Annotated in this window: 20 protein-coding genes, 1 tRNA gene and 1 pseudogene; 8 read left to right on the top strand and 14 right to left on the bottom strand. The window is 61.8% G+C overall.

The features are described 5' to 3' along the window. Positions 1–65: 65 nt before the first annotated feature. The 3 genes from GFM02_RS07315 to GFM02_RS07305 all read left to right on the top strand — a co-directional run bounded on the left by GFM02_RS07315 (position 66) and on the right by GFM02_RS07305 (position 3,845). The gene (locus GFM02_RS07315; RefSeq protein ID WP_168283301.1) at positions 66–1,082 is read left to right on the top strand and encodes an iron ABC transporter substrate-binding protein; all 1,017 of its coding nucleotides are present in this window, start codon (positions 66–68) and stop codon (positions 1,080–1,082) included. A 148-nt stretch (positions 1,083–1,230) separates the two neighbouring features. Beyond that, complete coding sequence (locus GFM02_RS07310; protein ID WP_168321385.1) at positions 1,231–2,811, top strand: ABC transporter permease subunit; 1,581 nt, start codon at positions 1,231–1,233, stop codon at positions 2,809–2,811. Next, the gene (locus tag GFM02_RS07305) at positions 2,808–3,845 is read left to right on the top strand and encodes an ABC transporter ATP-binding protein (protein ID WP_168321275.1); all 1,038 of its coding nucleotides are present in this window, start codon (positions 2,808–2,810) and stop codon (positions 3,843–3,845) included. Before GFM02_RS07310 ends, GFM02_RS07305 begins: the two co-directional genes overlap by 4 nt. 12 nt (positions 3,846–3,857) lie before the next feature. Here GFM02_RS07305 and GFM02_RS07300 read toward each other — a convergent pair whose 3' ends face one another. The 9 genes from GFM02_RS07300 to GFM02_RS07260 all read right to left on the bottom strand — a co-directional run bounded on the left by GFM02_RS07300 (position 3,858) and on the right by GFM02_RS07260 (position 15,804). Continuing rightward, positions 3,858–5,192, bottom strand: a complete 1,335-nt coding sequence (locus GFM02_RS07300; protein WP_168321274.1) for a glucoamylase family protein — start codon at positions 5,190–5,192, stop codon at positions 3,858–3,860. A 254-nt stretch (positions 5,193–5,446) separates the two neighbouring features. Next, positions 5,447–7,285: an ABC transporter ATP-binding protein gene (locus GFM02_RS07295; RefSeq protein WP_168321273.1), complete on the bottom strand. Its 1,839-nt coding sequence runs from the start codon at positions 7,283–7,285 to the stop codon at positions 5,447–5,449. Between the two features lie 25 nt (positions 7,286–7,310). After that, a complete protein-coding gene (locus GFM02_RS07290) occupies positions 7,311–8,066 on the bottom strand; it encodes a DUF1028 domain-containing protein (RefSeq protein ID WP_168321272.1) in 756 nt (251 codons plus the stop codon). A 2-nt stretch (positions 8,067–8,068) separates the two neighbouring features. Continuing rightward, positions 8,069–9,853, bottom strand: a complete 1,785-nt coding sequence (locus GFM02_RS07285) for a gamma-glutamyltransferase family protein (protein WP_168321271.1) — start codon at positions 9,851–9,853, stop codon at positions 8,069–8,071. Positions 9,854–9,874: 21 nt separating this feature from the next. Beyond that, positions 9,875–10,750 carry an ABC transporter permease gene (locus tag GFM02_RS07280; RefSeq protein WP_168321270.1) on the bottom strand — a complete coding sequence of 292 codons (876 nt, stop codon included), beginning with the start codon at positions 10,748–10,750 and terminating at the stop codon, positions 9,875–9,877. Then, positions 10,747–11,694, bottom strand: coding sequence for an ABC transporter permease (locus tag GFM02_RS07275; RefSeq protein ID WP_131640854.1), 948 nt, complete (start codon positions 11,692–11,694; stop codon positions 10,747–10,749). Before GFM02_RS07275 ends, GFM02_RS07280 begins: the two co-directional genes overlap by 4 nt. Before the next feature lie 124 nt (positions 11,695–11,818). After that, positions 11,819–13,327, bottom strand: coding sequence for an ABC transporter substrate-binding protein (locus tag GFM02_RS07270; RefSeq protein ID WP_168321269.1), 1,509 nt, complete (start codon positions 13,325–13,327; stop codon positions 11,819–11,821). Positions 13,328–13,419: 92 nt separating this feature from the next. Further along, complete coding sequence (locus tag GFM02_RS07265; RefSeq protein ID WP_168321268.1) at positions 13,420–14,151, bottom strand: FadR/GntR family transcriptional regulator; 732 nt, start codon at positions 14,149–14,151, stop codon at positions 13,420–13,422. A 210-nt stretch (positions 14,152–14,361) separates the two neighbouring features. Next, positions 14,362–15,804: a M81 family metallopeptidase gene (locus tag GFM02_RS07260; protein WP_168321267.1), complete on the bottom strand. Its 1,443-nt coding sequence runs from the start codon at positions 15,802–15,804 to the stop codon at positions 14,362–14,364. Positions 15,805–16,835: 1,031 nt separating this feature from the next. Between GFM02_RS07260 and GFM02_RS07250 the strand changes: the two genes are divergently transcribed. The 3 genes from GFM02_RS07250 to GFM02_RS07240 all read left to right on the top strand — a co-directional run bounded on the left by GFM02_RS07250 (position 16,836) and on the right by GFM02_RS07240 (position 20,383). Then, entirely contained in the window at positions 16,836–17,786 is a 951-nt protein-coding gene (locus tag GFM02_RS07250; protein ID WP_168321266.1) for a helix-turn-helix domain-containing protein, read from the top strand. A gap of 447 nt (positions 17,787–18,233) precedes the next feature. After that, entirely contained in the window at positions 18,234–19,064 is an 831-nt protein-coding gene (locus tag GFM02_RS07245; protein ID WP_020052076.1) for an alpha/beta fold hydrolase, read from the top strand. A 113-nt stretch (positions 19,065–19,177) separates the two neighbouring features. Continuing rightward, a complete protein-coding gene (locus GFM02_RS07240) occupies positions 19,178–20,383 on the top strand; it encodes an NAD(P)/FAD-dependent oxidoreductase (RefSeq protein WP_168321265.1) in 1,206 nt (401 codons plus the stop codon). Between the two features lie 397 nt (positions 20,384–20,780). Here the strand turns inward: GFM02_RS07240 and GFM02_RS07235 are convergent, their stop codons facing one another. The 4 genes from GFM02_RS07235 to GFM02_RS07220 all read right to left on the bottom strand — a co-directional run bounded on the left by GFM02_RS07235 (position 20,781) and on the right by GFM02_RS07220 (position 24,592). Then, entirely contained in the window at positions 20,781–21,206 is a 426-nt protein-coding gene (locus GFM02_RS07235) for a cupin domain-containing protein (RefSeq protein WP_168268592.1), read from the bottom strand. Between the two features lie 144 nt (positions 21,207–21,350). Further along, a complete protein-coding gene (locus GFM02_RS07230; protein WP_168303342.1) occupies positions 21,351–22,103 on the bottom strand; it encodes an SDR family oxidoreductase in 753 nt (250 codons plus the stop codon). Between the two features lie 148 nt (positions 22,104–22,251). Further along, on the bottom strand, positions 22,252–23,205 hold the full coding sequence (locus GFM02_RS07225) for an MBL fold metallo-hydrolase (protein ID WP_168321264.1): 954 nt from the start codon (positions 23,203–23,205) through the stop codon (positions 22,252–22,254). A 454-nt stretch (positions 23,206–23,659) separates the two neighbouring features. Further along, positions 23,660–24,592, bottom strand: a complete 933-nt coding sequence (locus GFM02_RS07220; RefSeq protein WP_168321263.1) for a LysR family transcriptional regulator — start codon at positions 24,590–24,592, stop codon at positions 23,660–23,662. Positions 24,593–24,650: 58 nt separating this feature from the next. Between GFM02_RS07220 and GFM02_RS07215 the strand changes: the two genes are divergently transcribed. Together GFM02_RS07215 and GFM02_RS35000 are read left to right on the top strand one after the other, a co-directional pair. Next, complete coding sequence (locus GFM02_RS07215) at positions 24,651–25,400, top strand: SDR family NAD(P)-dependent oxidoreductase (RefSeq protein ID WP_168321262.1); 750 nt, start codon at positions 24,651–24,653, stop codon at positions 25,398–25,400. Between the two features lie 2 nt (positions 25,401–25,402). Continuing rightward, positions 25,403–25,578: pseudogene (locus tag GFM02_RS35000) on the top strand (IS481 family transposase); the annotation flags it as partial. 64 nt (positions 25,579–25,642) lie between these two features. Here the strand turns inward: GFM02_RS35000 and GFM02_RS07205 are convergent. Next, positions 25,643–25,717: transfer RNA gene (locus GFM02_RS07205), tRNA-Gly, on the bottom strand. Positions 25,718–25,741 lie beyond the last annotated feature (24 nt).

Here is a 25,741-nt window from a genome sequence, read left to right as displayed (position 1 = left end):
GTCAGGAAAAATATACGCCTCTCATCGCCCTTGGGAGCTCGGGCGCCATTGCCACGGAGGCCATCATGAACATTGCTCTTAATCGTTTTTCCCTTGCGCTTGCCGCTTCTCTTCTCGCCGCCACCGCGCTCGCCGGCAGCGCCCATGCGCAGGACGAAGGTCTCGTCGTCTACAATGCCCAACACGAAAGCCTTGGCCGCGAGTGGATCGATGCTTTTACTAAGGAGACCGGTATCAAGGTCACCATGCGCCAAGGCAGCGACATGCAATTCGCCAACCAGATCATCCAGGAAGGCGACGCCTCTCCGGCGGATGTCTTCCTGACCGAGAATTCGCCGGCCATGACGTTGGTTGATGGCGCGGGCCTCTTCGCCCCTATCGAAAAGGAAACGCTGGATCAGGTTCCGGATCAGTATCGCCCGGCTGACGGCATGTGGACCGGCATTGCCGCCCGCACCACCGTCTTTGCCTATGACAAGACCAAGCTCACCGAAGACAAGCTGCCTAAGTCGATGCTCGATCTCGCCGATCCGGCCTGGAAAGGCCGCTGGGGTGCAGCACCTGCCGGCGCCGATTTCCAGGCCATCGTCGCCTCGCTGCTGCAGCTCAAGGGCGAAGACGCCACCAAGGCATGGCTGAAAGGCCTCAAGGACAACGCCACCCCCTACAAGGGCAACAGCGTCGCCATGAAGGCCGTCAATGCTGGCGAAGTCGAAGGCGCGATCATCTATCATTACTACTGGTTCGGCGATCAGGCCAAAACCGGCGAGAACAGCAAGAATGTCGGCATGCACTACTTCAAAAACCAGGATCCTGGCGCCTTCGTCAGCGTTTCGGGCGGCGGCGTCCTGAAATCCACGCAGCACATGAAGGAAGCCCAGGCTTTCCTGAAGTTCGTCACCGGCAAAGCAGGCCAGGCGGTTCTGAAGGACGGCACGTCCTATGAATATGCCGTCGGCAAGGATGCCGCCTCCAACGACAAGCTCACGCCGCTCGCCGATCTCAATGCTCCCAAGGTCGAGGCTTCGACGCTGGACAGCAAGAAGGTGGTGGAATTGATGACGGCCGCCGGCCTGATCTGACCTTTCTGCCGCAGGCTTGCCGGGCCAAAACTATTGCTTTTGGCTCAAGAAAACCTTAGGGCATGACGAAATCGGGCAACCGCTCCTCAAAAGCGGTTGCCTTCCTTTTCAGCGTGTAAAGGCATCGGCCTTGCTGCAAGACAACAGATTGCTCGCATCCGGCAACCAGGCGCCGGTCGCGCCGAGGGCCACGCGAATGGCCTTGCCGCGCGGACGCGTGCCGCACGCTTCCGTGATCCTGCTTGCAACCGTCGTCGCGATCTTCAGTCTCGTGCCGCTCGGCTTCATCGGCTGGGTAACCTACGATGTCGGCTGGGAAACGGTGAGGGCGCTGGTCTTCCGGCCGCGTGTCGGCGAACTTCTCGTCAATACGGTTCTGCTGGAATCGATCACCATCCCGCTGTCAATCGTGCTTGCCGTGACGCTTGCCTGGCTGACGGAACGGACGGACATTCCTTTGGCGCGGCTCTGGGCCTGGCTTGCGATCGCCCCGCTCGCCGTGCCTGCCTTCGTGCACAGCTATGCCTGGGTCAGCCTCGTTCCCGGCATGCGCGGCCTGCAGAGCGGCGTCTTCGTCTCGGTCATCGCCTATTATCCGTTCCTCTACCTGCCGGTCGTCGCCGCGCTGCGCCGTCTCGATCCGGCCATCGAGGATGCCGCGGCCTCGCTTGGTCTTAATCCCTGGCGGGTCTTCTTCCGCGCCGTGCTGCCGCAGCTGAGGCTTGCCATCTGCGGCGGCTCACTGCTGATCGCGCTGCATCTGCTTTCGGAATACGGCCTGTTCGTCATGATCCGGTTCGACACGTTCGCGACGGCGATCGTCGATCAGTTCCAGTCCTCCTACAACAGCCCTGCCTCCAACATGCTCGGCGGCGTGCTCGTCGCCTGCTGTCTTTTTCTGCTTGGCTTCGAGGTGCTGGTGCGCGGCAATGAACGTTATGCCCGCGTCGGCTCCGGTTCGCCGCGTCCGGCGGACCGCCGCCGGCTGGGCTGGTTCGTTGTGCCGGCCGTGTTGCTGCCTGTCATCCTGGCGGCGCTGACGCTCGGCGTGCCGCTGGTGACGCTTGGCCGCTGGCTCTATCTCGGCGGCGCCGATATCTGGCGCATCGAAGTCGGCAGCGCCTTCCTGCAGACGATCGTGCTTGCCGTTATCGGCGGCGTGCTGGCGACGATTGCCGCAGCACCGATGGCCTGGCTTTCCGTGCGTGCGCCCGGCCGCTTCCAGCGTGTGCTCGAAGCCTGCCATTATTATGTCGGCTCGCTGCCGGGCGTCGTCGTGGCGCTGGCGCTGGTGACGATCACCGTGCGTCTCGTGCTGCCGTTCTATCAGACCTTCGCAACGCTGCTCGTCGCTTATGTGATGCTTTTCCTGCCGCGGGCCATGGTCGGCTTACGCGCCAGCATCGCCCAGGCGCCGGTGGAGCTGGAGCGCGCCGCGATGGGTCTCGGCCGCACCCCGGGTCAGGCGGTGCGGCAGATCACCATGCGGCTTGCAGCACCGGGAGCGGCCGCCAGCGTCGCGCTGGCCGCACTCGGCATCACCAATGAACTCACGGCGACACTGATGCTATCGCCCAACGGCGTCGATACGCTGGCGACGAAATTCTGGTCGCTGACCAGCGAGCTCGATTACGTCTCGGCCGCCCCCTACGCCTTCATGATGGTCGTGCTGTCGCTGCCGCTCACCCTGATGCTCGATACTCAATCGAAACGGACCGCCGGCCAATGACGCTGCTTACGATCGAGAACATCAGCAAGCGCTATGGCCCCGTCCAGGCGTTGAAGGATATTTCGCTCGACGTCGCGGCGGGCAGCCGAACGGCGGTCGTCGGCCCGTCTGGTTCGGGCAAGACGACGCTGCTGCGCATCATTGCCGGCTTCGAACAACCGGATGTCGGCAGGGTGACGCTGGATGGCGACGTCCTTGCCGACGGTCCGGCGACAGTACCGGCGCATAAACGCGGCATCGGCATCGTCTCGCAGGACGGCGCGCTGTTTCCGCACTTAAGCGTTGCCGAGAATATCGGCTTCGGCTTCGAACGAGGGGCGGCGGATCGCGAGAAGCGCGTGCTCGAGCTGCTCGATATGGTCGAACTCGACCGCGGCATGCTGGCGCGGCGCCCGCATCAGCTTTCCGGCGGCCAGCAGCAGCGTGTGGCGCTCGCCCGCGCGCTCGGCCGCAAGCCGCGGCTGATGCTGCTCGACGAACCTTTCTCGGCACTCGATACCGGTTTGCGGGAAAATATGCGCAAGGCGGTTGCGCGCGTGCTGCAGGCGGCCGGCATCACCACCATCCTCGTCACCCACGACCAGGAAGAGGCGCTGACCTTTGCCGATCAGGTCGCGGTTCTGAGGGAGGGACGGCTGATCCAGGCTGGGTCGCCGCAATCATTATATCTGCATCCGCGCGATCGCGAGACGGCGCTGTTTCTCGGCGATGCCGTGCTGCTTCCCGCCATCATCCGCAACGGCTTGGCAGACTGCGCCCTCGGCCATGTCGCCGTCGAAGGCAGTCGTCAGGGCAAGGCGGAGATCATGCTGCGGCCCGAGCAGATCCGCGTCGTTGCCGATGAGAGCGATCGCGACTATGGCGGGCGTGTCGTCGAGGTGGAATTCGGCGGCGCGGTCTGCACCGTCGCCGTCTCGCTCGATGGCGTGGCGCTGCCGCCGATCCTGATCAAGACCTCGAGCGTCGCTCTTCCCTCGCGAGGCGATCTCGTTCGCCTCGACATCGCCGGCAAGGCGCATGTCTTCGAGAACTGATTAGCTCTAGACTTAGCCGAACTTGCGTACCACTTCTTCCGGCTCGATGCCTTCGAGCCAGCCGCCGGTAAAGCCGGCGCGTTCGAGGCCGAGGCGGATGACCGGCGATTGCCGCATCAGTTTCCAGATGAAATCCGAACGGTCGTTCTCGATGGTCATGACGACAAGCCCCTGGTCGATGCCGACGGTGCGGTCGTCAACCCAGCCTTCCGGTCGCTTGGTCTTGACCGTCGGGTTGAAGCCGCCGGGGAAGCCGCCTTCCAACAGCAGGTTCGGATAGGTGGTCAGAAGCGCCTTGGTACCGTCGAGCGCGGCCTGCTTGTCATAGGGCAGGCAGGCGAGGGCCGCCCAGGGTGCGATCGTGCCGTCGTCGGGGCCGAGCGGCGCGCCGCGTGCGGCGTAACCCAGAACCTTCGGCTGGCGGCCGCCGCGCATGCGCCGTGTCGGCGGCGGGCCGTCACAGGCGGAGAAACCCCAGATATTCCTGTTATAGCCGACGAACTGGCCGGGATTGCGCTCGGCATGGTCACGCTGGACGTTGATCATCACCTGCGTGTTGCGGAAATAGTCCCAGTTCCGCTCCGCCATCGGCTTGTCCTGAATGGTGCGGAAATCGATCCAGGCATGCGAGAAGAGGTGGATGAAGAGCGGTCCGGCATAGAGATAGGACTGCTCGCCATGCAACATCCACGAATAGCTTGACGTAAAGGCGTCGTAGCTCGATTGCGGGATGGGGTGCGTCGGTGAGGCGAGCGCCAGCGTATAGAGGATGATCGCCTCGTCGAAGCCGTGGTAGCGCCAGCGCAGGAAGCCGGAAGAGGGCTTCCAACCCATGGCAATCGTGTCGCCCTTGTTCAGCGCCCAGCGCCAGTCGACGCGTTCGTAGATGAAGGTCGCGAGCTCGCGGATTTCGGTTTCCGTCTCGTCGTCTTCGCGATTGAAATATTGCGCAGCCGTCAGGATGCCGGCGACGAGCAGCGCTGTATCGATGGTCGAAAGCTCGCTGTTCCAGGCGCGATGGCCGGTATCCATGTGCAGGAAATGATAGAAGAAGCCGCGGTGGCCGGTCGCGTGGCGTTCCTCGCCCTGACGCGCCTCGGCGAAGAACCGCAGCGTATTGACCGTGCGTTCGGCCGCTTCCTCGCGGCTGATCCATAAACGCTCGACACCAACAGGATAGGAGGAAAGCGCAAAGCCGACGGCTGCGATGCTGCACGGAACCCCGCCGATCGATGTGTCCGCCACAAGGCCGTTTTCGGGACTGGAATATTTCAGGAAGTACTTGAACGCCGAATGCTGCAGCCTGTCGACGAGCGCCGCATCAATGTCTTCAATCCGTTGCAGCATAGGCTCCTACCCAACTGTTGCATCGCCCCATGCTTCAACATGGTGGCCGTCCCCGAGCAAATCAAACCTTTTTGATTCGTAGGGATAAGAGAACACAAATGGGTGGAATTGGTCGTTAACAATTATGGGTGAAATAATATCTAGGATAAGTGATATAAGCGGTGCAGCAAAACGGGTGATCTGCACCTCGTCGGCACAGCTCATTTCCTGAAATACTTGGCTCCTCAGATGCTCTACAGAGTGGGTTTTCCCGCTCAGGCCGCTTCATCGACCCGCACCAGATGGCCTGCCGTCACTTCCCGGTATCGGCGTGGCGGCGCGACGTAGCCGACCGGGCGGACAGGGCTCTTGAGCTCGTCGGTTCCGAGGTTGCGCTTGATGCCGCGCCGTGAGGGATCGGGAACAGGCACGGCTGCCATCAGCTTCTTCGTGTAAGCGTGCTGCGGGTTGCTGAACAGTTCCGCGCGGGGGCCGATCTCGACGATTTCGCCGAGATACATCACCGCGACGCGGTGGCTGACGCGCTCGACCACCGCCATATCGTGGGAAATGAACAGGAAGGCGAGGTTGAGGCTTTGCTGCAGGTCCATCAGCAGATTGCAGACCTGCGCCTTGATCGAGACATCGAGGGCTGAAACGCTTTCGTCGGCGACGATCACCTTCGGATCGAGTGCGAGCGCGCGGGCTATGCAGATGCGCTGCCGCTGACCGCCGGAGAATTCATGCGGATAGCGTTTCATCATGTCGGGTTTCAGCCCGACGCGTTCGAGAAGATCGGCCGCCTTGTCGCGGGCCTGGGCGCCGGTGCCGAGGCCATGCTCCGTAATCGGTTCGGCGACGGCGGCGCCAACGGTCATGCGCGGGTTGAGGCTGGCGAAGGGATCCTGAAAAATCATCTGGATGCTGCGGCGCATCCGTCTGAGACTGGCCGCGTCAAGGCTCAGCACGTCATAGCCGTCGAGGCTGACGCTGCCGCCGTTCGGCTGGACGAGGCGGGTGATCGAGCGGCCGGTGGTCGACTTGCCGCAACCGGATTCGCCGACGAGCGACAGCGTCTCGCCCTGGAAGAGATCGAAGGAGACGTCCTCGACCGCATGGATCGCGCCGGTCTTGCGGCCGAGCAGGCCGCCGCGGATATCGAAACGGGTAACGAGGTTCTTGACTTCGAGGATCGGTGTCCGGCGGCGGTCGACGGTATCGGCCACCTCGATCGGCTCGCGGCGTTCGCCGGTCGTGGTATCGACGACCGGGAAACGCAGCGGCCATTTCCGGTCGGCCATCGAGCCGAGGCGAGGCACGGCCGAGAGCAGAGCGCGGGTATAGGGATGCCTGCCGCGATGGAAGATGTCATCGGTCGTGCCGGTTTCCACCGCCTCGCCGCGATACATGACGATGGTGCGGTCGGCGATTTCGGCGACGACGCCCATGTCATGGGTGATAAAGAGCACGGACATGCCCTCCTCTTCCTGCAGCATCTTGATCAGGTCGAGGATCTGGCCCTGGATCGTCACGTCGAGCGCTGTCGTCGGCTCATCGGCGATCAGCAATTTCGGCCGGCTGGCGAGCGCCATGGCGATCATCACGCGCTGGCGCATGCCGCCTGAGAACTGGTGCGGATATTCATCGAAGCGCGAGGCGGCGTTCGGGATGCGGACCTTTTCCAGCAACCTGATCGTCTCGGCCCGCGCCTCAGCCTTGCCGATATCGCCGTGGCAGGTCAGCGCTTCGGAGATCTGGCGGCCGATGGTGAAGATCGGGTTGAGGGATGTCATCGGCTCCTGGAAGATCATGGCGGCGTCGTTGCCGCGCACCCGCCGCATCTCCTTTTCCGAAAGAGCGAGAACATCCTTGCCGTTCAAGGTGATGGCGCCATCGATGCGGCTCGATCCCTTGGCGAGCAATCGCATGATCGAAAGGGAGGTGACGCTCTTGCCCGAGCCGCTTTCGCCGACGATCGCCACCGTCTCGCCTGACATGACGTCGAAGGAGACATCGCGCACCACCGGCTTCCAGTCGCCATCGACAAGGAAAGAGGTCGTCAGGTTCCTGACCGAGAGAACCGGGGAGGCGGAGGCCGAAGAAACATCACTCATGTCGTTCCCTTGTTCTTGTCTGGGGTCACGTCTTCAAAGGTGTGGCAAAGGAGGCGGATGGCCTGCCTTCAGCGATGCGGGCCGCTTCCAGCGCCGCGATCTTTTCATCGATCTCGCGCCTGTCCGTCATGCCGTTCGGATTTTGCCGCGTCGCCATCGTCTCCGCGACATGCAGGTAACGTTCACCCGCCACCGCATGCAGGCGGACAAGCTCGGCGAGCGGATCGGGATGATCGTCGGCGCGGAGGCTGAGCCAGGGATAATCCTGATCGCGATGGATGACGAGGGCGGCGGACTGCCTGCCGCGTTTGTCGCCGCCGGCATCCTCGCCTGCCTGCATCGCCAGGAGCAGGCGTTCGGCCAGCGGCTTGTCCATCGCCTTGTTGTAGGTGGCAAGCGTCTCAGTGACGACGTCAGGACATGCGAGCATGTTGCCGGCGACCGAGACGTTTTCGTCGATCAGATGTCCCGCCCAGTCGATGCATGCGGAACCGGTGAAGGCGGCGTTGCGCCCCTTCGCATCGATGAGATGCAACTGCCGCTGATTGCGGCCGGCGTCGCGCGCAGTCAGCCCGGCGATGATCTCCTCCGGCGTCTTGCCTGCAGCCAGCAGCGACAGGCCATCGACGCCGTAAAGCGGGCTGACGAAGGCCTGGGTGGCGACGGCGCCGATGCCGCCGCGAATATGCGGCACAAGGGCGCCGACGGCAAAGAAGCGGCTCGCGACGGCGATGCCGAGATGACCGGTCACGGGATCACGGGCGACGATGGACCAGGTCATGGCTATCTCCCGATCGCATAGGCCTGCATCAGGCGCGGGGTGGCTGCGGCGCGCAGCAGTCCATCGGCATCGCGTCTCGCGGCGGTCAGCCGGCCGATCGTCCAGGGATCGGCGACCGTCAGCGTGTGGCCCTTGCGGCGCAGGGCATCGAGGACTTCAGGGCCGAAATTCGCTTCCGCCATCAGGCTGCCGGGCTCTCGGGTGCGCGGATAGAAGGAGCCCGGAAAATGCGAAGTGTGGAACAAGGGCTGGTCGATCGCCGCCTGCAGGTTCAGCTTGTGGTGCGCATACCGCAGGAAGAAGGAAAGCTGCCACTGCTCCTGCTGATCGCCGCCAGGCGTGCCGAAGGCGAGCGTCGGTCGGCCCTCATAGAGGCCGAGCGACGGCGTCAGCGTCGTGCGCGGCCGCTTGCCGGGCGCAAGCGACGTCGGCAGGCCTGATTTCAGCCAGAACATCTGGGCGCGGGAATTGAGGCAGAAGCCGAGGCCGGGCACGGTCGGGGAGGATTGCAGCCAGCCGCCTGATGGCGTGACGGAGACCATGTTGCCGTCGCGGTCGATCACGTCGATATGCACGGTGTCGCCGCGCTTTTCGGAAAGATGCGCCATGGTCGGCTCGTAGACGGCGCCGGTCTTGGAATCCGCGCCGAGCATCTTCATCGTCAGATCATGCTGCGCTTCGAAGCCAGGCACGATGCCGGGGCGAAGATCGAAGGAGGCGTCCGGACCGACCAGCTTGCGGCGCTCGGCGGCATAGGTCTCCGACAGCAGATGCGCGATGGGAACCTCCGAAAAGTCAGGATCGCCGTAATAGACTTCGCGGTCGGCGAAGGCGAGCTTCATCGCTTCGACGACGGTATGGACGAAATCGGCGCCGGCGGGATCCATCGCGGCGAGATCGAAGCCTTTGAGGATCGACAGGGTCTGCAGGAAGACCGGACCCTGGCCCCAGGGGCCGATCTTGGCGATCGTCCAGCCATGATAATCATAGGTCAGCGGCTCCTCGATCGTCGCCGACCAGTTCGCCATGTCGTTGGCGGTCAAAACGCCCTTGTGGCGATTGCCGCTTGCATCCATCACCTCTGCGGTCTTCAGATAATCGTCGATTTTCTCGGCGACGAAGCCGCGATAGAAGGCGTCGCGGGCCGCCTCGACCTGCGCTTCCCGGCCGCTTTTCGCTTCCGCCTCGGCAATGACGCGCTTCCAGGTTTCGGCAAGCACCGGGTTCCTGAAATTCGCATGCGCTTCGGGGGCGCTGCCGCCTGGCAGCCATGTCTCGTAGGAGGTTGGCCATTCCTTCTGGAAGAAGGCGGCAAGCCCCTTGATCGTGGCGGAGACGCGCGGCAGCATCGGATGGCCGTGCTCGGCGTAATAGATCGCCGGTTCCAGCACATCGCGCACGCTCATCGAGCCATAGTCGCGCAGCATCAGCATCCAGCCATCGAAGGAGCCGGGGATGACGGTCGCAAGCAGCCCGTCGCCGGGGATCAGGCTCAGGCCTTCCGCCGTATAGTGTTCGATCGTCGCACCGGCGGGGGCAGGCCCTTGCGCGCAGATGACCTCGACCTTGTCCTTTTTCTTCGAATAGATCACCGCCGGCAGGTCGCCGCCCGGGCCGCAAAGATGCGGCTCGACGATCTGCAGCACGAAACCCGTCGCCACTGCCGCATCGAAAGCGTTGCCGCCCTTTTCGAGAATGCTCATGCCGACAGCCGAGGCGATCCAGTGCGTCGAGGTGACGACGCCGAATGTGCCGAGGATCTCGGGGCGGGTCGTGAATGCGGTCATATCGAATGTCCTTTCAAGAAATCATGCTTCGCGCGGATCGAGCGCATCGCGCAGGCCGTCGCCTAAAAGATTGAAACCGATGACGACGAGGAAGATCGCGGCACCCGGCCACATCGCCATCCATGGCGCCTGGGAGAGGAAATTCTTGGCGACGTTCAGCATCGAGCCCCAGCTCGGCGCCGGCGGCTGCTGTCCGAGGCCAAGAAAGGAGAGGCTCGCCTCGGCGATGATCGCCGTTGCGATGGTCAATGTCGCCTGTACGAGGATCGGCGCAAAAACATTCGGCAGGATATAGCGGGTGATGATGCTCGAGGACCGGAGGCCGATCGAGCGGGCGCCCTCGACATATTCCTCGGTTTTGACCGAAAGCACCTGGCCGCGCGTCAGCCGCACGAAGACCGGCATGGCCGAAAGGCCGATCGCAATCATCGCATTGGTCAGGCTCGGACCGAGAAAGGCGGCAAGCGCGATGGCGGTGATGAGGAAAGGCATGGCCAGAAAGGCTTCGGTGATGCGGGAGATCACCATGTCGATCCAGCCGCCGAAATAACCGGAGATCAGGCCGAAAGGCACGCCGATGACAACGGCAATGGCGACCGAGAAGACGCCGGCCATCAGCGAGGCCTGCGCACCCCAGATCATCCGGGAAAGAATGTCGCGGCCGATGTCGTCGGTGCCGAGCCAATGGGCGGCGGAGGGCGCCTTGCGGATTGCCGACCAGCTTGTGGCGTTCGGATCGGGAATCGGAAGAATGGGGGCGGCAACGGCGAGGATCGCAAAGAAGGCGATGATCGCCAGGCCGACGAGGGCGCCCTTGTTGGCCTTCAGCTTGCGCCAGGCGCGGCTCGGCGTACGGTCGATCGCGGAGGGAATGCCGGTTTCTCCGATCGCGGTCATAGGGCAGCCCTCATGCGCGGATTGAGCAGGACGTAGAGAATGTCGGCCACGAGGTTCATCAAGATGAAGCCGATCGCCGTGCAGATCACCACACCCTGAACGACGGCGTAGTCACGGTTGAAGACGGCGTCGACGATGAGCTTTCCGAAACCCGGAATGGTGAAGATCTGCTCGGTCAGCACGGCGCCGGCAAGCAGTTCGCCGAAAAGAAGGGCGGTCAGCGTCACGATCGGCAGCATCGCGTTGCGGAAGCTGTGCTCGAGCACGACGGTGCTTTCCGGCAGTCCCTTGGCGCGGGCGGTGCGGATATAATCGGCGCTCAGCACGCTGAGCATTGCCGAGCGGGTATGCCGCATCAGCGTCGCAGCCAGCGCATTGCCGAGCACGAAGGAGGGCATCAGCATAGTTTCCAGCGAACGCAGCGGGTTGCTGAAGAAGGGTTCGTAGCCGGATGCCGGCAGCCAGCCGAGATTGACCGAAACCAGCAGGATCAGCATGATGCCGAGCCAGAAATTCGGGATCGACAGACCGGTCAGCGCGATGATGTTGGCGAGATAGTCGATCATCGTGTTCTTCTTGACGGCCGCCAGGATGCCCATCGGCACGCCGATGACAAAGGCGAAGATCATCGACATGATGGCGAGCTGGATGGTGACCGGCAGCTTTTCGCCGATGAGCTGCAGAACCGGCTGGTTGGTGCGCAGCGAGATGCCGAGGTCGCCCTGCAGTGCCGCACCCAGCCAGCGGACGTATTGATAGGGCACGGGATCGTTCAACCGGTATTTCTCGCGCAGGAATTCGAGAACCTGCGGGTCGCGTTCCTCGCCGGCCATGGCAAGGATCGGGTCGCCGGGCAGCAGCTTCTGCAGCGAGAAGACGAAGACCGAAATGATCAAAAGCGTCGGTATGGCGACCAAGAGCCGTTTGGCGATGTAGGTGTACATGGGCGATCCTGACACGACTGGGGTCATGCGGCGGAGGTTTCCGCCGCATGATTTGCTGGATCAAAAAGTAGAGCATGATGTCGTCCGAAAACCGCTCACACTTTTCGGCATCATGCTCTAGGGATCAGCCGGCTTTCTTGACGCCGACGAGGCGGATCATGCCATCCGGCGACGGAACGAAGCCGGTGATGTTCTTGTGCAGCGCCCAGATCCAGGACTGATGGCCGAGATAGATGATCGGCAGATCGCCGTTGAGGATGACGGCGGCGGCATCATACTTCTGTTTGCGCACGGCCTCGTCGGTCGATGCACGGGCTTCGTTCAGCAGCTTGTCCACCTCGGCGTTGCAGTATTTCGTGTCGTTGATGCCGCCCTTGCAGGTGATGAACTGATGGATGTTGCCGTCGGGATCGACGCGGCCGGACCAGTCGGAACGGCTGAGCTGATAGTTGCCGGCCGTCTGCTCGCTCAGCAGCGTGGCGAATTCCGTCGATTTCAGGCTGACGTCGAAGCCGGCTTCGCCGACCATCGACTGGATGATCTGCATCATCTGCATGGCAACGGGATTGTTCGGGATCTGCAGTTCGATCGGCACGCGGTCGAAGCCAGCTTCCTTGATCAGCGCCTTGGCCTTGTCGAGATCGCGGGCGGGGACGGCAATATCCTTGTCGAACCACGGGCTGCTCGGGGGAAAGGGCTGGTTGCCGGCAACCGCCGTGCCCTCATAGACGATCTGGTTGACGGCATCGCGGTCGATCGCCAGCGAGAAGGCCTGGCGCAGGCGCTTGTCCTTGCCGAACGGATTGTCGGCGCGTGCGCCGTTGCCGATATTGGTGTAGAGCGCCATGTAGCCGGTGCCGACGGCATCGGCATAGACCAGGCTCGAATCGGACTTCACGGCTTCCGCGTCGGTCGCGGCCAGGCGCTCGATCATGTCGAGATCGCCGGACCGCAGATTGGCGAGGCGCACCGTCGTATCCGGGATCGGCAGATAGGTGAGCTTGTCGATGAAGATCTTGTCCTTGTTCCAGTAGTCCTGGAACTTTTCGAGCACGATGCGGTCTTGCTGGACGCGCTCGACAAACTTGAACGGACCGGCGCAGACCGGGTGATCGCCGAACTTTGCGCCGAGTTCCTTGGCGGCCTTCGGCGAGACGATCATGCCGGCGCGGTCGGAAAGCTGGGCAAGAAGGGTGACATCAGGCGCCTTGAGGGTGAACTTGACCTCGTATTCGCTTGCCGCCTCGACCTTTGCGACCGAGGCTAGCTCGCTCTTGCGACGTGATTCCGGCAGGGTGATATTGCGCTCGATGGTGGCGACGACGGCTTCGGCGTTGAAGGGGGTCTCGTCATGGAACTTGACGCCTTGGCGAAGCTTCATGGTGAGCTCTTTGCCATCGGCCGACCAGCTCCATTCGGTGGCAAGCTGCGGCACGATCTTCAGATCCGGTGAGACGTCGACCAGCTTGTCGCACATCGCGGTATAGACGATGCGGCCGACGAAGGTGCGCGACTGCGCGGGATCGAGCACGTCGGCATCGTCCTGCAGGCCGATCTTCAGATCGACGGCGAAGGCAGGAAGGGCAAACAGTGCGCCGGCAACGGCGGTGGTCAGCAATTTGGCGATCTTCATTCCATTCTCCTCTGTCTATTTTTGTTTGGTTTTTGCTTCCATTCCGGCGGTTATGGCCCGCCCTTATTTTTTCTCCCGGTTCACTTCCCGGCTTAGGCGAGGGTCTTGTCGACCTCCATTTCGCTGTGGTCGAGCGAGGTGATGCGGACGAGGCTTTCCTGCAGCGTCAGCAGATGCTGGCGCATCGCTTCGCCCGCCCTGGCCGGATCGCGGGCGGCGATCGCATCGACGATCGCCGTGTGCTGGTTAAAGGTGACGGGCCGCGTCCGGCTGGCACTGCGGGCGCGCTCGCGGATCGTCTGCCAGGCCTCGTCCTGGCGCACCCGGTTGATGACATCGAAGATGGTGAGGAAGAAACCGTTGCCGGCGCATTGGGCAATCTGGCGGTGCAGCGCCCCGTCCCAGAGTTCGCGCCCGTCGGCATCGGTGCTTTCGTAGATCTTCTTCACCAGTTCGTACATGCGCTCGATATCGGCGGCCTTGGCGCGCATGGCGGCAAGCTGGGCGAGCTGCGGCTCGATGCGCAGGCGCACTTCCATCACTTCCATGAGATCGGTGCCGGCAACGATCGAGCCGACATGATCGCTCCAGCCGTCGGGGCGCGGGCCGGCATAGGTGCCGGAGCCTTGGCGGCGCCAGATGCGGCCCTCGGCCTCCAGCACTTCGAGGGCGCGGCGGACGGCACGGCGGCCGACGCCAAGCATTTCCGAAAGGGTGCGCTCGGTCGGCAGCCTGCCGTCGGCGTCGAGACTGTCGGACCGCAGCAGAGCCCTCAGCCTCTCCAGCGCATAATTCGAATTGCCCTGCGTCTCATCTATCGGCATTCGCTTAAATGGTCCGTACCAATTTTCTATTGGTTCAGAGCAAACCAAATCGCGCCGACCGTCAAGCGCTTTTTTGTGCAAATCGAAATCTGCCCGTTTTTTGCTCAGATCCCGCTGTCGCCGCGATATGGAAATACAGTCGATCGCGGTGACAGGGCGCCGCCGCGATCGACAATATCATCCAGAAAACGCAATTGGTTCAGGTGGAACTCAGGCCGGCGTCGAGCGTGCGGAGAGAAAGACCTGCGGCTCGAAGGCGAAATCCTTGTCGAAGGGGTAGGTCGGATGCTGCTTGCGCAGCCGCGGCAGGCGCTCGACGAACTGGTCGACGACACCTGTTGATAGCGCCATCAAGTTCGGATTGGCAATCGGCGCCAGTTCCGGCGAGAGATAGCCCGATTTGACGACGATGATCTTCGCCCGGTGCGGGTCGAGGCCGAGCCGGGTGAAATCGGCGATATTGTGATAGGGCCGGCGCTTGGCGGAAAGCACCAGATCGATGCCGCCGGTCGAAACCACCGCCTGCCGGTCGCTCGGATCCGAAGTTTCGTGCAGGAACTTGACCGTGAAGCGGCCGTGAACGGGTTTGCTACCCTTGGTGTCGAGCGAGGCGCCGACGCTGAGGGCCAGGTCCGCGCCGATGCCGGCGGCATAACAGGCCTCGGTCGCCGCCTTGTCGGCAATGCCGGCAAAGACGACGCCGGTGGCCGCCCTGGCGATCAGTTCGGCCAGCACATCGGCTCGGTCCCCGACACCGCCGCCGGTCGGATTGTCGCCGGATTCGGCAAGCACCACTGGCGCGGTCGGGCTTGCGATCGCCTTGGCGACGCATTCTTCGAGCGAGCCGGTCTCGCAGCCGAAGACAAAGTCCTCGCGCGCATCCCAATAAGCCCTCGCGAGACGTTTGGCCTCACGCTCCAGCACGGCGCGGTCGGTGCCGGTCATGATGGCGGCGGCGGTGGCGCGCGGTTCATCGGCCCAGACATAGCCGACCATCAGCGATGCATCCCAGACGCCGTCGATCGCATCGATCCCGGGTAGCATATCATAGAGGCTCTTTGCCGGCTCATCGACGGTGCTGGTGCGCTCGCCGGGCAGCACCACCGGGATCGGCGCCCAGAGAACGAGCGGCCTCTCGCCGGTTTTCAGGCTCTTGACCAGCATGGAGACGGAGCGGCGCATCGTCTCCTCGACATCGATATGCGGCGCGGTGCGATAGGTGGAATAGATGTCGAGCGCATCGATGATGCGCTGGGTGACGTTGCCGTGCAGGTCGTAGCTCGCCGAGACCGTGCAATCCTCGCCGACCAGCGCGCGGGCCGCACTGATCCAGTCGCCCTCGGCATCCTCCATGCCCTCGACATACATGGCGCCGTGCATGGCGAGATAGAGACCGTCGAGCGGCAGCATCGGCTTCAGCCGCTCGAGGAATTCGCCCTTGAAGGCTTCGTAGGTGGCGCGCGAAACCGGGCCGCCGGCAATAGCCCGGGCATGGATCGTCGGCAGGAACTCGGCATCGTAATCCCTGAGGAAGGCGAAATAGGGCGCGGCCAGCAGCGCCTCGCCGCGCAAGACTCGAAAATCCTTCTCCTCGTTCAGGACGGGATTGTATGTGCTGCACTCGGTATGAATGCCACCGACGGCGATGCGCATGGGAGACCTCAGTTGGTGTTGGGAGCAATCAGGAAGTCATGGGCGATGCTGGCAACCCGGCTGCAGCGCCGGTATCGACGCGCCGGGTGCGGATCTGTGTCGGTCGACGGAGTTTGTGCTGCGATAAACTGAACATTCGGGATCCGAAGACGCGTCCTTTTGCCTCGACAATAGGTTCACAAACGAACCAATCAACCAAAATAAATTACAATCTTGATCTTCTAAACCGGCGTCGAGGTGGAAGGCGCTGTAATCGCTGAGCCTCCGACCGACTCGGTTTCTTCCGTCGGATGCCGCGCCGATTGCTGCCGACATACGCGTCAGCATCGCCATAAAGAAAAAATCCCACTTCGGGATCCCGAAATTCCCCCGCTTCGGGATTCCGAAATTCGTCGCGTTTTGGGCGGTGTCGCCGCGGGGAAACATCCAACGATTTCAAAACCGCAGCCAATTTCGGGATTCCGAAGTGCTATATAGATTTATGGTGGGGGTCTGGCTTGCCGACGAATTCAGCGAAGCTCTCGCCAGGTTCGCCGAACAGGAAGTCGATGCGCCCACCCACTCGGAGGTCGGAACCGATCGCCCTTGATGCGAGAGTTGAAGCTCATCGCCAAAAAGTGGCGAGCTAAAAATGTTTGAGCATCAGTCATTCGCTGCTGCACCAGGATTTCGAGATGAAATCGAGATTCGGAAACACATGAGTTTCGGAACCCATACGGTCCCTTGCCGTGCGTTGGCGCAAGGGCGTCAATCGTGGCGCTATGCAAACATTTAAATTTTACCGGTTGAGAGCGAGGTCCAGTGGCGAAGGCAACCTATCCTAGAGAATAGGTTTTTCCCCTCGAAAGTTTTGATATTTACTTGGCATCACACAACGCGAATAGGCAAAAGCACGGCGGAATCGCTCGACATTTGGGGCATGTCATGGGTAGTAGGACTGACGATGTCGGCCACCATAGGCGGACGCTCAATGAGCCCGCGATTGTTATCGGGATCGCACATAAGCAGCGCCTGTCAACGAGCGCGCAACCATGAGCTTGCCTTGCTCCAGCGATCCTCTCGAGAGCTCGCCGGATGAGACAATCGAGGCTCGCCGGGACGAAATGCCGGCTGCTGACCACAATCCTGCAAACGAGATGTCGCGCGTTCTGAGGACTGCGCCAATTCATCTTGCGGCAGACCCCTCCGGCGGTGCAATCGCCCACTGGAATCATGGCCCCTTGCATGATGTCGTCGAGCCCATGACCGACCACGTCATCATGGCTTACAACGGCGCGATACAGCGCATGGAACGGCGGTCCGGAAGATCGATCGAGAGCGGAACGTTTCGTCGCGGGGTTGTGATCATCATCCCAGCTGGATCAAGCTCCCGATGGGATATTCCAAAACCGGTTGACGTCGTTCAGCTTTATCTTCCCCGCACGACACTGACGCGCATCGCCGACGAAACCGATACTTTCACGCCGACCGATCTCTTGGAGCGAACGGCGCATCCGGACCTCATTACATCCCGATTGCTCCTGAGCGCAGCCGACGTCCTAGAAGGCAATACGGCACTGGATACACTGTTCAGGCAGCAGTTGACCGACCTTCTGGCCACGCGCCTGCTGGCTGCGCACACAGGCAAGGCACCGAGCTATCAGCCGGCGCTCGGCGGCCTCGCGCCGAGCGTTCTGCGCCGGGCCATCGAACGATTGCGGTCGGACGCCGACGCGGACGTCTCCCTCGGCGCCCTCGCTGCCGATTCCGGGCTGTCGCGTTTTCATTTCTGTCGCGCTTTCAAGGAAAGCACGGGGCTTTCGCCTCACAACTGGTTGCGTCAATATCGGCTCGAGCAAGCCATAAACATGCTGCGCGATCCTCAAAATTCGATCGCGTTGGTCGCAGCCTCCCTTGGTTATGCCTCGCAAACAGCATTTGCAGCTGCATTCCGAAAATTGATCGGTGAAACACCGACTGATTGGCGCCGCCGCCACGGCTGACCGTAATCTCCTTTCGCCCTCGCCTCAGATCCGGACGGTTCCGTTCTTCGCTTCCACGCCATCGGCTCGACTACGCGACGACCATGCCGCGCAATCCCCTGGCATGGCGTTGGTCGCAGTCTCACTTGACTGCGCCTCGCAAACAGCCTTGGCCGCCACATTGCCGAAGCTGACCAGTAAAACGCCGGGCGATGAACTGCGGCGCACCCGCTAAACCGCAATTGCTCTGCAATGGCGCCAATCCCTCTGGCGCAGCCGTAGACGTGTTTCGCTAAACCAGCATTGCGCCCATGCCAATGGATCCTGCGGAGACAAAGGATGGTCTGGGACACCGATTACGGGTCGGTCGCAACGAAGCGACCCGTAGCGGCTTACATATCCGATTTTAGCAACTGTCCGTCAGCGATGACGGGCGCCGAAACAAATATTCTCCAAAGGATCAGCACAATGACCTCCATTACAACCAGCGACGGTGTTCAGCTCTTTTACAAGGACTGGGGACCGAAGTCCGCTCAGCCGATCGTCTTTCACCATGGCTGGCCCCTCAGCTCCGACGATTGGGATAATCAAATGCTCTTCTTCCTCGGCAAAGGCTTTCGCGTGATCGCTCATGATCGACGCGGCCACGGCCGATCGAGCCAGGTGAGCGACGGTCATGACATGGATCACTACGCCTCCGATGTTGCCGCAATGATCGACTACCTCGATCTTCGTAACGCGATCCATGTCGGCCACTCTACCGGCGGCGGTGAAGCCGCGCGGTATGTCGCGCGGTACGGCAAAGGTCGCGTTACCAAACTGATCCTGATTGCGGCCGTGCCGCCATTGATGTTGAAGACCGGCGCCAATCCCGGCGGTTTGCCGATCGAGGCGTTCGACGGATTGCGCAGCCAGCTTGCTGCCAACCGTTCGCAGTTCTACCGCGATTTTCCGAGCGGCCCCTTCTACGGCTACAACCGCCCGGGTGCCGAGCCGTCGCAGGCGGTGATCTCAAATTGGTGGCGTCAGGGCATGATGGGCGGCGCGAAAGCGCATTACGAAGGCATTAAGGCATTCTCGGAGACGGATTTCACCGAGGACCTGAAGAGCATCACCGTGCCAACGCTGGTGCTGCATGGCGATGACGACCAGATCGTTCCCATCGGTGCTGCCGCCCCATTGTCGGCGAAGCTCCTGCAGGCCGGCACGCTGAAAATCTACGAGAAACTGCCGCATGGGCTGTGCACGACCCATGCAGATGTCGTCAATGCCGACATGCTGGCCTTCATCACCGCCTGAGCGACATCGCTTCACCAATCCGCGCGCCATCGTTACCGACCATCTCGCCGCCCATCGGGAGCGGCAACGATGACGCGCGGCCCTTTGAAACTACAAACCGCGGAGTGAATAACATGAGACTTGTGATTGTAGGCGCCGGATTCGCCGGCATGTACGCTGCACTTTCCGCAGCCCGCCTGCGCGATATCGAAGGCGTTTCGCCCGAAGAGCTCGAAATCGCGCTGGTGTCCCCGGAACCGACGCTCGTCATCCGCCCCCGGCTTTATGAGCCGAAGCCCGAGAGCCTGACGGCACCTTTGCAGGATGTATTCGATGCCGTCGATGTCGCCTACGTGCAGGGCAGCGTTGAAGCGGTCGACACGAGGGCCTGCACCGTAGACGTCGTCAATGCCAAGGGCGAACGAAGGTCCCTTCAGTATCATCGCCTTGTGCTCGCCACCGGCAGCCGGCTGTTCCGTCCGAATATTCCCGGCCTCGCCGAATACGCCTTCAGCGTCGATAACGTCGATGACGCTATTGCCCTTGATCGCCACCTGCACGAGCTTGCGAAGATGCCGGCCTCGGCCGCGCGCGACACAATCGTTGTTGCCGGCGCCGGTTTCACAGGTATCGAGGCGGCGACCGAGATGCCTTCGCGGCTGCGGACCCTGTTCGACAATACCGCCAATCCACGTGTCATTATCGTCGACCGCAGCAGCGCGGTAGCCCCCGACATGGGCGAAGGTCCGCGGCCGATCATCGAGGAAGCACTTCGCAAGCTCGGCGTGGAAACGAGGCTCAATGCCGGCGTTTTATCGCTGGATAGATTCGGAGTTACGCTGAGTACCGGCGAGCATATCGAAACCATGACCGTCATCTGGGCGGCAGGCATACGTGCCAATCCGCTGACCACCAAAATTCCCGGCGAGCGTGACAAGTTCGACCGGCTACTTGTCGATGGCTGCCTGCGCGTGCCGTCCGTACCCGGCGTCTTTGCCACCGGGGATGCGGCGCGCGCCGCTTGCGACGACTGCGGCAACTACGCACTGATGTCCTGCCAGCACGCCACACGCATGGGCGCCTTCGCCGGCAACAACGCCGCCGCTGAACTGTTGGGCGTGCCAGCACGGCAATATCATCAGGAAGCCTATGTCACCTGCCTCGACCTCGGCGATGCCGGAGCCCTCTTTACGCGAGGATGGGATCGCAAGGTGGAGATGGTCGGGGAGAAAGCGAAGGCGACCAAGCAGGAGATCAACACCGTCTGGATCTATCCGCCGAAGCCCGAGCGCGCCGCAGCGCTGGCCTCAGCTGATCCGGAGCACGTGACCAAATTGTGATCGGATCCCGAGATGAGGCTGCGCTCTGAATAAGAGCGCAGCTTGCCATTTTCCGGCTTGTTCCTGATGCAACTCATCTTTTATCGATCATTTCTTCCCGAGCGCTTTCTGCGCCTAAGCGATCTTTGAAGGCGTGCCGCAAGGAGCAGACCGCCTGGTTCTCGCCTGGAAACCTGATCGTCTCCCTATTTGCTCAAATCAAGCTTTGCATTGTCCCGATATCGGGAAAGTCCGCCGCGTTTTCTGTAAGCCGGTTGAGGCCGAAGCCCCGCAACTCCCAGAGTGTTGATCGGGACAAGCCGCAGGAAGTTGTCACACCAAATAAAGCTGGGTTTACCGATCATGGTTTTGCGTCAAAGGGCGGCCGGGCACGGCATCGTGTGCCCGGCCAGATCGCCTATTTCTTGATCGGGAAGGTGAGTTCCTGCTCAGCGGTATCGACCACGAATACAGCGAGAAGCTTTGCCGGCTTAGTCTTGCTGGCGTTTTCGCTGACACCGTGGCGATCGCCCGGAAATTCCGAAAAGCTTTCACCGGCGCTATAGACAGTGACGGGGCCATCGTTGACTTGACTGCGGATCGCGCCTTCGAGAACGGTCGCGTATATGAAGGCGGACACTGGATGTGTATGGCCCTCCGAGAAGCCACCCGGAGCATATTCGACGAGAACGCCCTTCATGCTCTTGCCGGGTACGTTCGGCAGTTTGTGGTCATAGACCAGCGTAACCTTTGCGCCGTCCCCGCCACCGGGCGCATCATGCGCAAGAGCCGAACCTGACAGGAGAGCCGTCAATGCGACGGCAAAAGCCAATGACTTGATCATGTTTATCGTCCTTTCATGATTTGGAGTAGATCGTTCGTTCTATAACGTGTTGTTTTCATACATCTTTTCGATGTTTTGCGTAGCCATCAAAATGTAGTGCTACGGGCGCATGGGCCGCTTATCAGGCGGCCCATGCGCAACTCGTTATTTTCTGGGTGTTGTCGCAAACCAATCGTCGAAACCGATACGGCCGATGCGAGGATGATTGTCGGAGACGAGTGAACCGTCTTCCAGTTTGGTGCCGAAATAGCGGGCATCCGGATCTGCGACAACGGTGCGGGAATCTCCGATCGCCTTGAGGTAGCGCGCGGCGAAATCGCAGAGACGCGCGCGCTCGGGGCCGCAGATTTCGATAATGCCGTTAACCGGCGCGGCAAGCGCCGCGTCAGTCACGAAATCGGCGACGTCGTCGGACGCGATCGGCTGCAGGGAACCCGTCGACAAGCGGGCCGTGTCGCCAACCGTGCCCTCCTGGGCGATGCCGCCGAGAAATTCCATGAACTGTGTGGAACGCACGATGGTGTAGGGAGTGCCGGCTTCCCGGATGATCTTTTCCTGCGCGACCTTGGCTCGAAGATAGCCGCTATCCGGCAACCGATCCGTGCCGACGATGGAAAGGGCGATGTGGTGTTTCACGCCGGCCTCGACTTCCGCTGCCATCAGGTTCTTGCCCGCCGTCTGAAAGAATTCAAGCACGGCCTTATCCTCGAAGGACGGCGAGTTCGCGAGGTCGATCACCACGTCGGTATTCTTCAGTGCTTCCGCCAAGCCCTCCCCGGTAAGGGTATTAACGCCGGTTTTCGGGGCAGCGGCAATGACCTCATGCCCTTTCTTGCGCAGGCGCTCTGCGGTCTTGGAACCGATCAGGCCGGTTCCGCCGATAATCACGATTTTCATAAGACGCTCCATTTGTTATGCGCCCATGCGGTGCGCGTGGTTCGATAGGTGGATAGGTGAAGGCCTGGTCGACGCTCGGGCTTGAAGGCCGCGCTGGGCACGGCCTTCAAGGACGCACGCTTTGGTTCGGCCTCAATTCAACAAGCGGTCAGTAGTCCCAGAAGACCGGGACCCAACGAAAGGCGTCGCCGTCGACCGCGACATGTCCTACGGAAGGAAACGGCATATGCGTTGCCACCAGCAGTTCGCCGGTCGCCGCCAGCTCCCGCAAAAGCCGGACCCGAACGCGGGCAGCCTCCTCGGGGTCATGTTCGAAACCATTGTGCCAGTCGGGATGGTCGAACCCGACCGCGAACACGGCGTCGCCGGCAAACATCAGCCGGTCGTTGCCTGAGGCAACGCGGACCACGCTGTGCCCGGGGGTGTGGCCACCGGTACGAGAGACGACCACGCCCGGCGCCACCTCATGCTCATCCTCGAACAGCCGCAGCTGGCTCTGATAGTCTTTGCTGAACCGTTTGGCGGCTGCCCGCAGCGCGTCAGGGAAGCCCGCCGGCATCGAGACGTGGGAGAAGTCGGGCGACTCCCAGAATTTGACCTCGGCAGCGGCCACGTGGATCCGCAGTTCCGGATTCAGCTGTTCCTTCACCCCGTCGACGAGCAGCCCGCCAACGTGGTCCATGTGCATGTGGGTCAGCACCACGTCGGTCACGGATGCCAGGTCGATGCCGGCGGCAGCCAGCCGCTTCATCAACTGCCCGGCCCGCGGCAAGTTCAAGTCCGGGTCGAGGCCCAGCCCAGCGTCGATAAGGATGGTCTGTCCGCCGCTGCGCACCACGACCACGTTCAGTGCCCAGTCGAAAGCGTCCTGCGGCAGGAACATATCGCCCAGCCAGGCAGCCCGGGCGGCCGGCTCGGCGTTGTGTCCCAACATCACGGTTGGGAGCGGTAGCACGCCATCGCTGATCACCAGTACGTCAATCTCGCCGATCCGCACCGCGTAGCGCGACGGAACCAGCTCTTCGGGTGCCGGTCTGCTGGGATGTGAGGTGTTGTCCAGTTTCATGCTTGCCTCCTGAGTGTTATTGATCATCTGGTTCATCTTTGAAAACTCCTGTGTTCTATCCTGGTGCTAATCCTGGGTGGCTTACGCTTCCTGGGCGGGAGGCGCGGTCAATGCGGGTGAAGTCTTTAGCGATCGGCGACACACTCACTGCTGGCGTGTCCTCTAATGATCTAGCGAAACCGATCTGCGGCTGCGCCAGAACGATTGCTGCCGCTGCAGAGCAATTGCTGTTGACGCATGCGCATGCGGCAATCGCCCGGGGTTTCGCCGATTTGTTGGATGCAACCGCGAGAGAAACGTCCCGCAATGATCCTCAACGACATCCTGGCCTTCGGGATCGTCGTTTACGTGGTTCTCGACTGCTTCGAGCTTAGGGTCGGCATCCGATATCTCCGCTCCGTCGGTGAGCTGATCGGGGCATGGGAGACCTTACCCCGACGATGCGCGAGACCGGCGGACCTGGATTCTGACAAACCCCAACATCAGGTGCTCAGATGGCTTCGAGGGTTTTTGCCTCGCGGGCGATGAAATCGCAGACCAGTTTTACGCGCAACGGCACGGTGCGACCAAAGGCGTGCAGTGCATTAAAGGGAGCGCTCGGGAACCCAAACCCCGCAGCGAGTGTAACAAGCGTGTCGTCTGCCAGGTCTTTCGCGACCAGACATCGCAGAAGATAGGCCGCTCCCAGCCCACTGAGCGCAGCCTGAATGAGTGCGGCCGCTGAGTCGCAATCGACGCGCCCGAAGGGAATGAAGCTCGTCCCGTCCGGCAGGCGCAGAGGCTGCGTGACACCACCTAGCGCATAGCGGGCAAAGGGCAGAGCCGCCAGCGCTTCGGCAGTTGCAGGATTGCCCCAGGTCTTCAGAAAGGTCGGAGACCCGACAATCGTCATCGGCAGGTCGGCCAGGTGACGAACCATGAGGTCCCTCGGCGCGGGATTTCCAACGCGCAGCGCAACGTCGTAGTCCTCCCTGATCAGATCGACGAACCGATCCGTAAGTCCGACTTCGAGATGCAGGTTCGGATAGTCGGCTGCAAAGCTTCCGAAGAGGCGCGGCAGCAGTAGAGGCGCCATTTCGCTAGGCATGCTGATGCGCAAGCGACCCGAGGGCGCAACGTCGGACCTGATCGCCTCTTCACTTGCATCCAGGTCCCGCAACAGTGGCGCAACGCGGTCGAAGAAAAGTTGCCCGTCCTGGGTAAGCGTCAGGGCGCGCGTGGAGCGCAGGAACAGCCGGGCGCCAATCTTCTTTTCCAGCCGGGCCACGCTCTTCGACACCGCTGACGGTGTCGTCGCCAGATCGCGGGCCGCGGCGCTGAACGAGCCGGCCTCTACCGTCCGCACAAAAGCCATCAATCCGGGCATCTCGTTGAGCAGATTCGGCATTTGCACCTCCGCGGCACAGATCATGTGCCCGCCCATGATCTAATGACGAAGGGTGGCAGCGTTTATCTAATTTCTCGTTGAAAGGAGATAAACAATGCAACACCTCAAAGACAAGGTCGCCGTCATCACCGGCGGCAATAGCGGCATCGGCAAGGCGACCGCTCGGCTGTTCGCGGAAGAAGGAGCGCAGGTCATCATTTCCGGGCGCCGGCAGGATGCTGTCGACCGCGCCGTGCAAGAAATCGGTCCGTCGGCCATCGGCTTCGTGGGTGATGCCGCCGACCTAGAAGCTCATCGCAGGCTGGCGGACACCGTGAAGAGCCGCTTCGGCGGGCTCGACATCTACATGGCCAATGCTGGGATCATCAATCTCACCACCTCCGCCGAGGTGACTCCGGCAGACTATGACCGGCATTTCGCAATCAATACGCGCGGCGTGTTCTTCGGCGTGCAGACGATCGCCCCTCTGATCCGCGACGGCGGAAACATCATCGTTACGAGCTCGCTCGCGGCCACGAAGGTCCTCCCGGACCATACCGTCTATGCCGGTTCAAAGGCAGCAACCGCCGCCTTTGCGAAAAACTGGGCGATCGAATTCAAGTCGCGGCGGATCCGCGTCAACATCCTGAGCCCGGGACCGGTCGAGACGGAAATCCTCGCCAAGCTAGGGGTATCGGAGGCCGAGCGGCCGGCATTCGAAGATTACATGGCTTCCTTGATCCCCGCCGGCCGTCTCGGCCGACCGGAAGAGTTGGCGCGCGCCGCACTCTTCCTCGCCTCCGATGCAGGAAGCTTTGTCAACGGGATCGAGCTTCATGTCGATGGCGGTATGACCCTGGCTTAAAAGGCCTGCCCTTTGCCAGCCCCAACGGGCTCTGCAACCTGTCGAACCTGTCGAACCTGTCGAAGCTGTCGGTCTGGTGGCTGAGGCTCGGCAGGTATCGAACGCATCAAACCATCCGCAGCAGAACGGCCGCCACGAGCGCATGCATCTGACGTTGAAAAAGGATGCCACCCGTCCGGCACGAGGTTGTCACCCCTGTCTCAGGGACAATCTGTTGTCTTCGGTATGGGAAATTGGAAAACTGGAGCGGGCGAAGGGATTCGAACCCTCGACCCCAACCTTGGCAAGGTTGTGCTCTACCCCTGAGCTACACCCGCTCAATCCGCCTCGGTCCGGGGTAG

This window comes from Rhizobium leguminosarum bv. viciae (genome assembly GCF_012276115.1).
GTDB classification, from domain to species: domain Bacteria; phylum Pseudomonadota; class Alphaproteobacteria; order Rhizobiales; family Rhizobiaceae; genus Rhizobium; species Rhizobium leguminosarum_T.
This window is presented reverse-complemented; position numbering and strand designations above follow the sequence as displayed.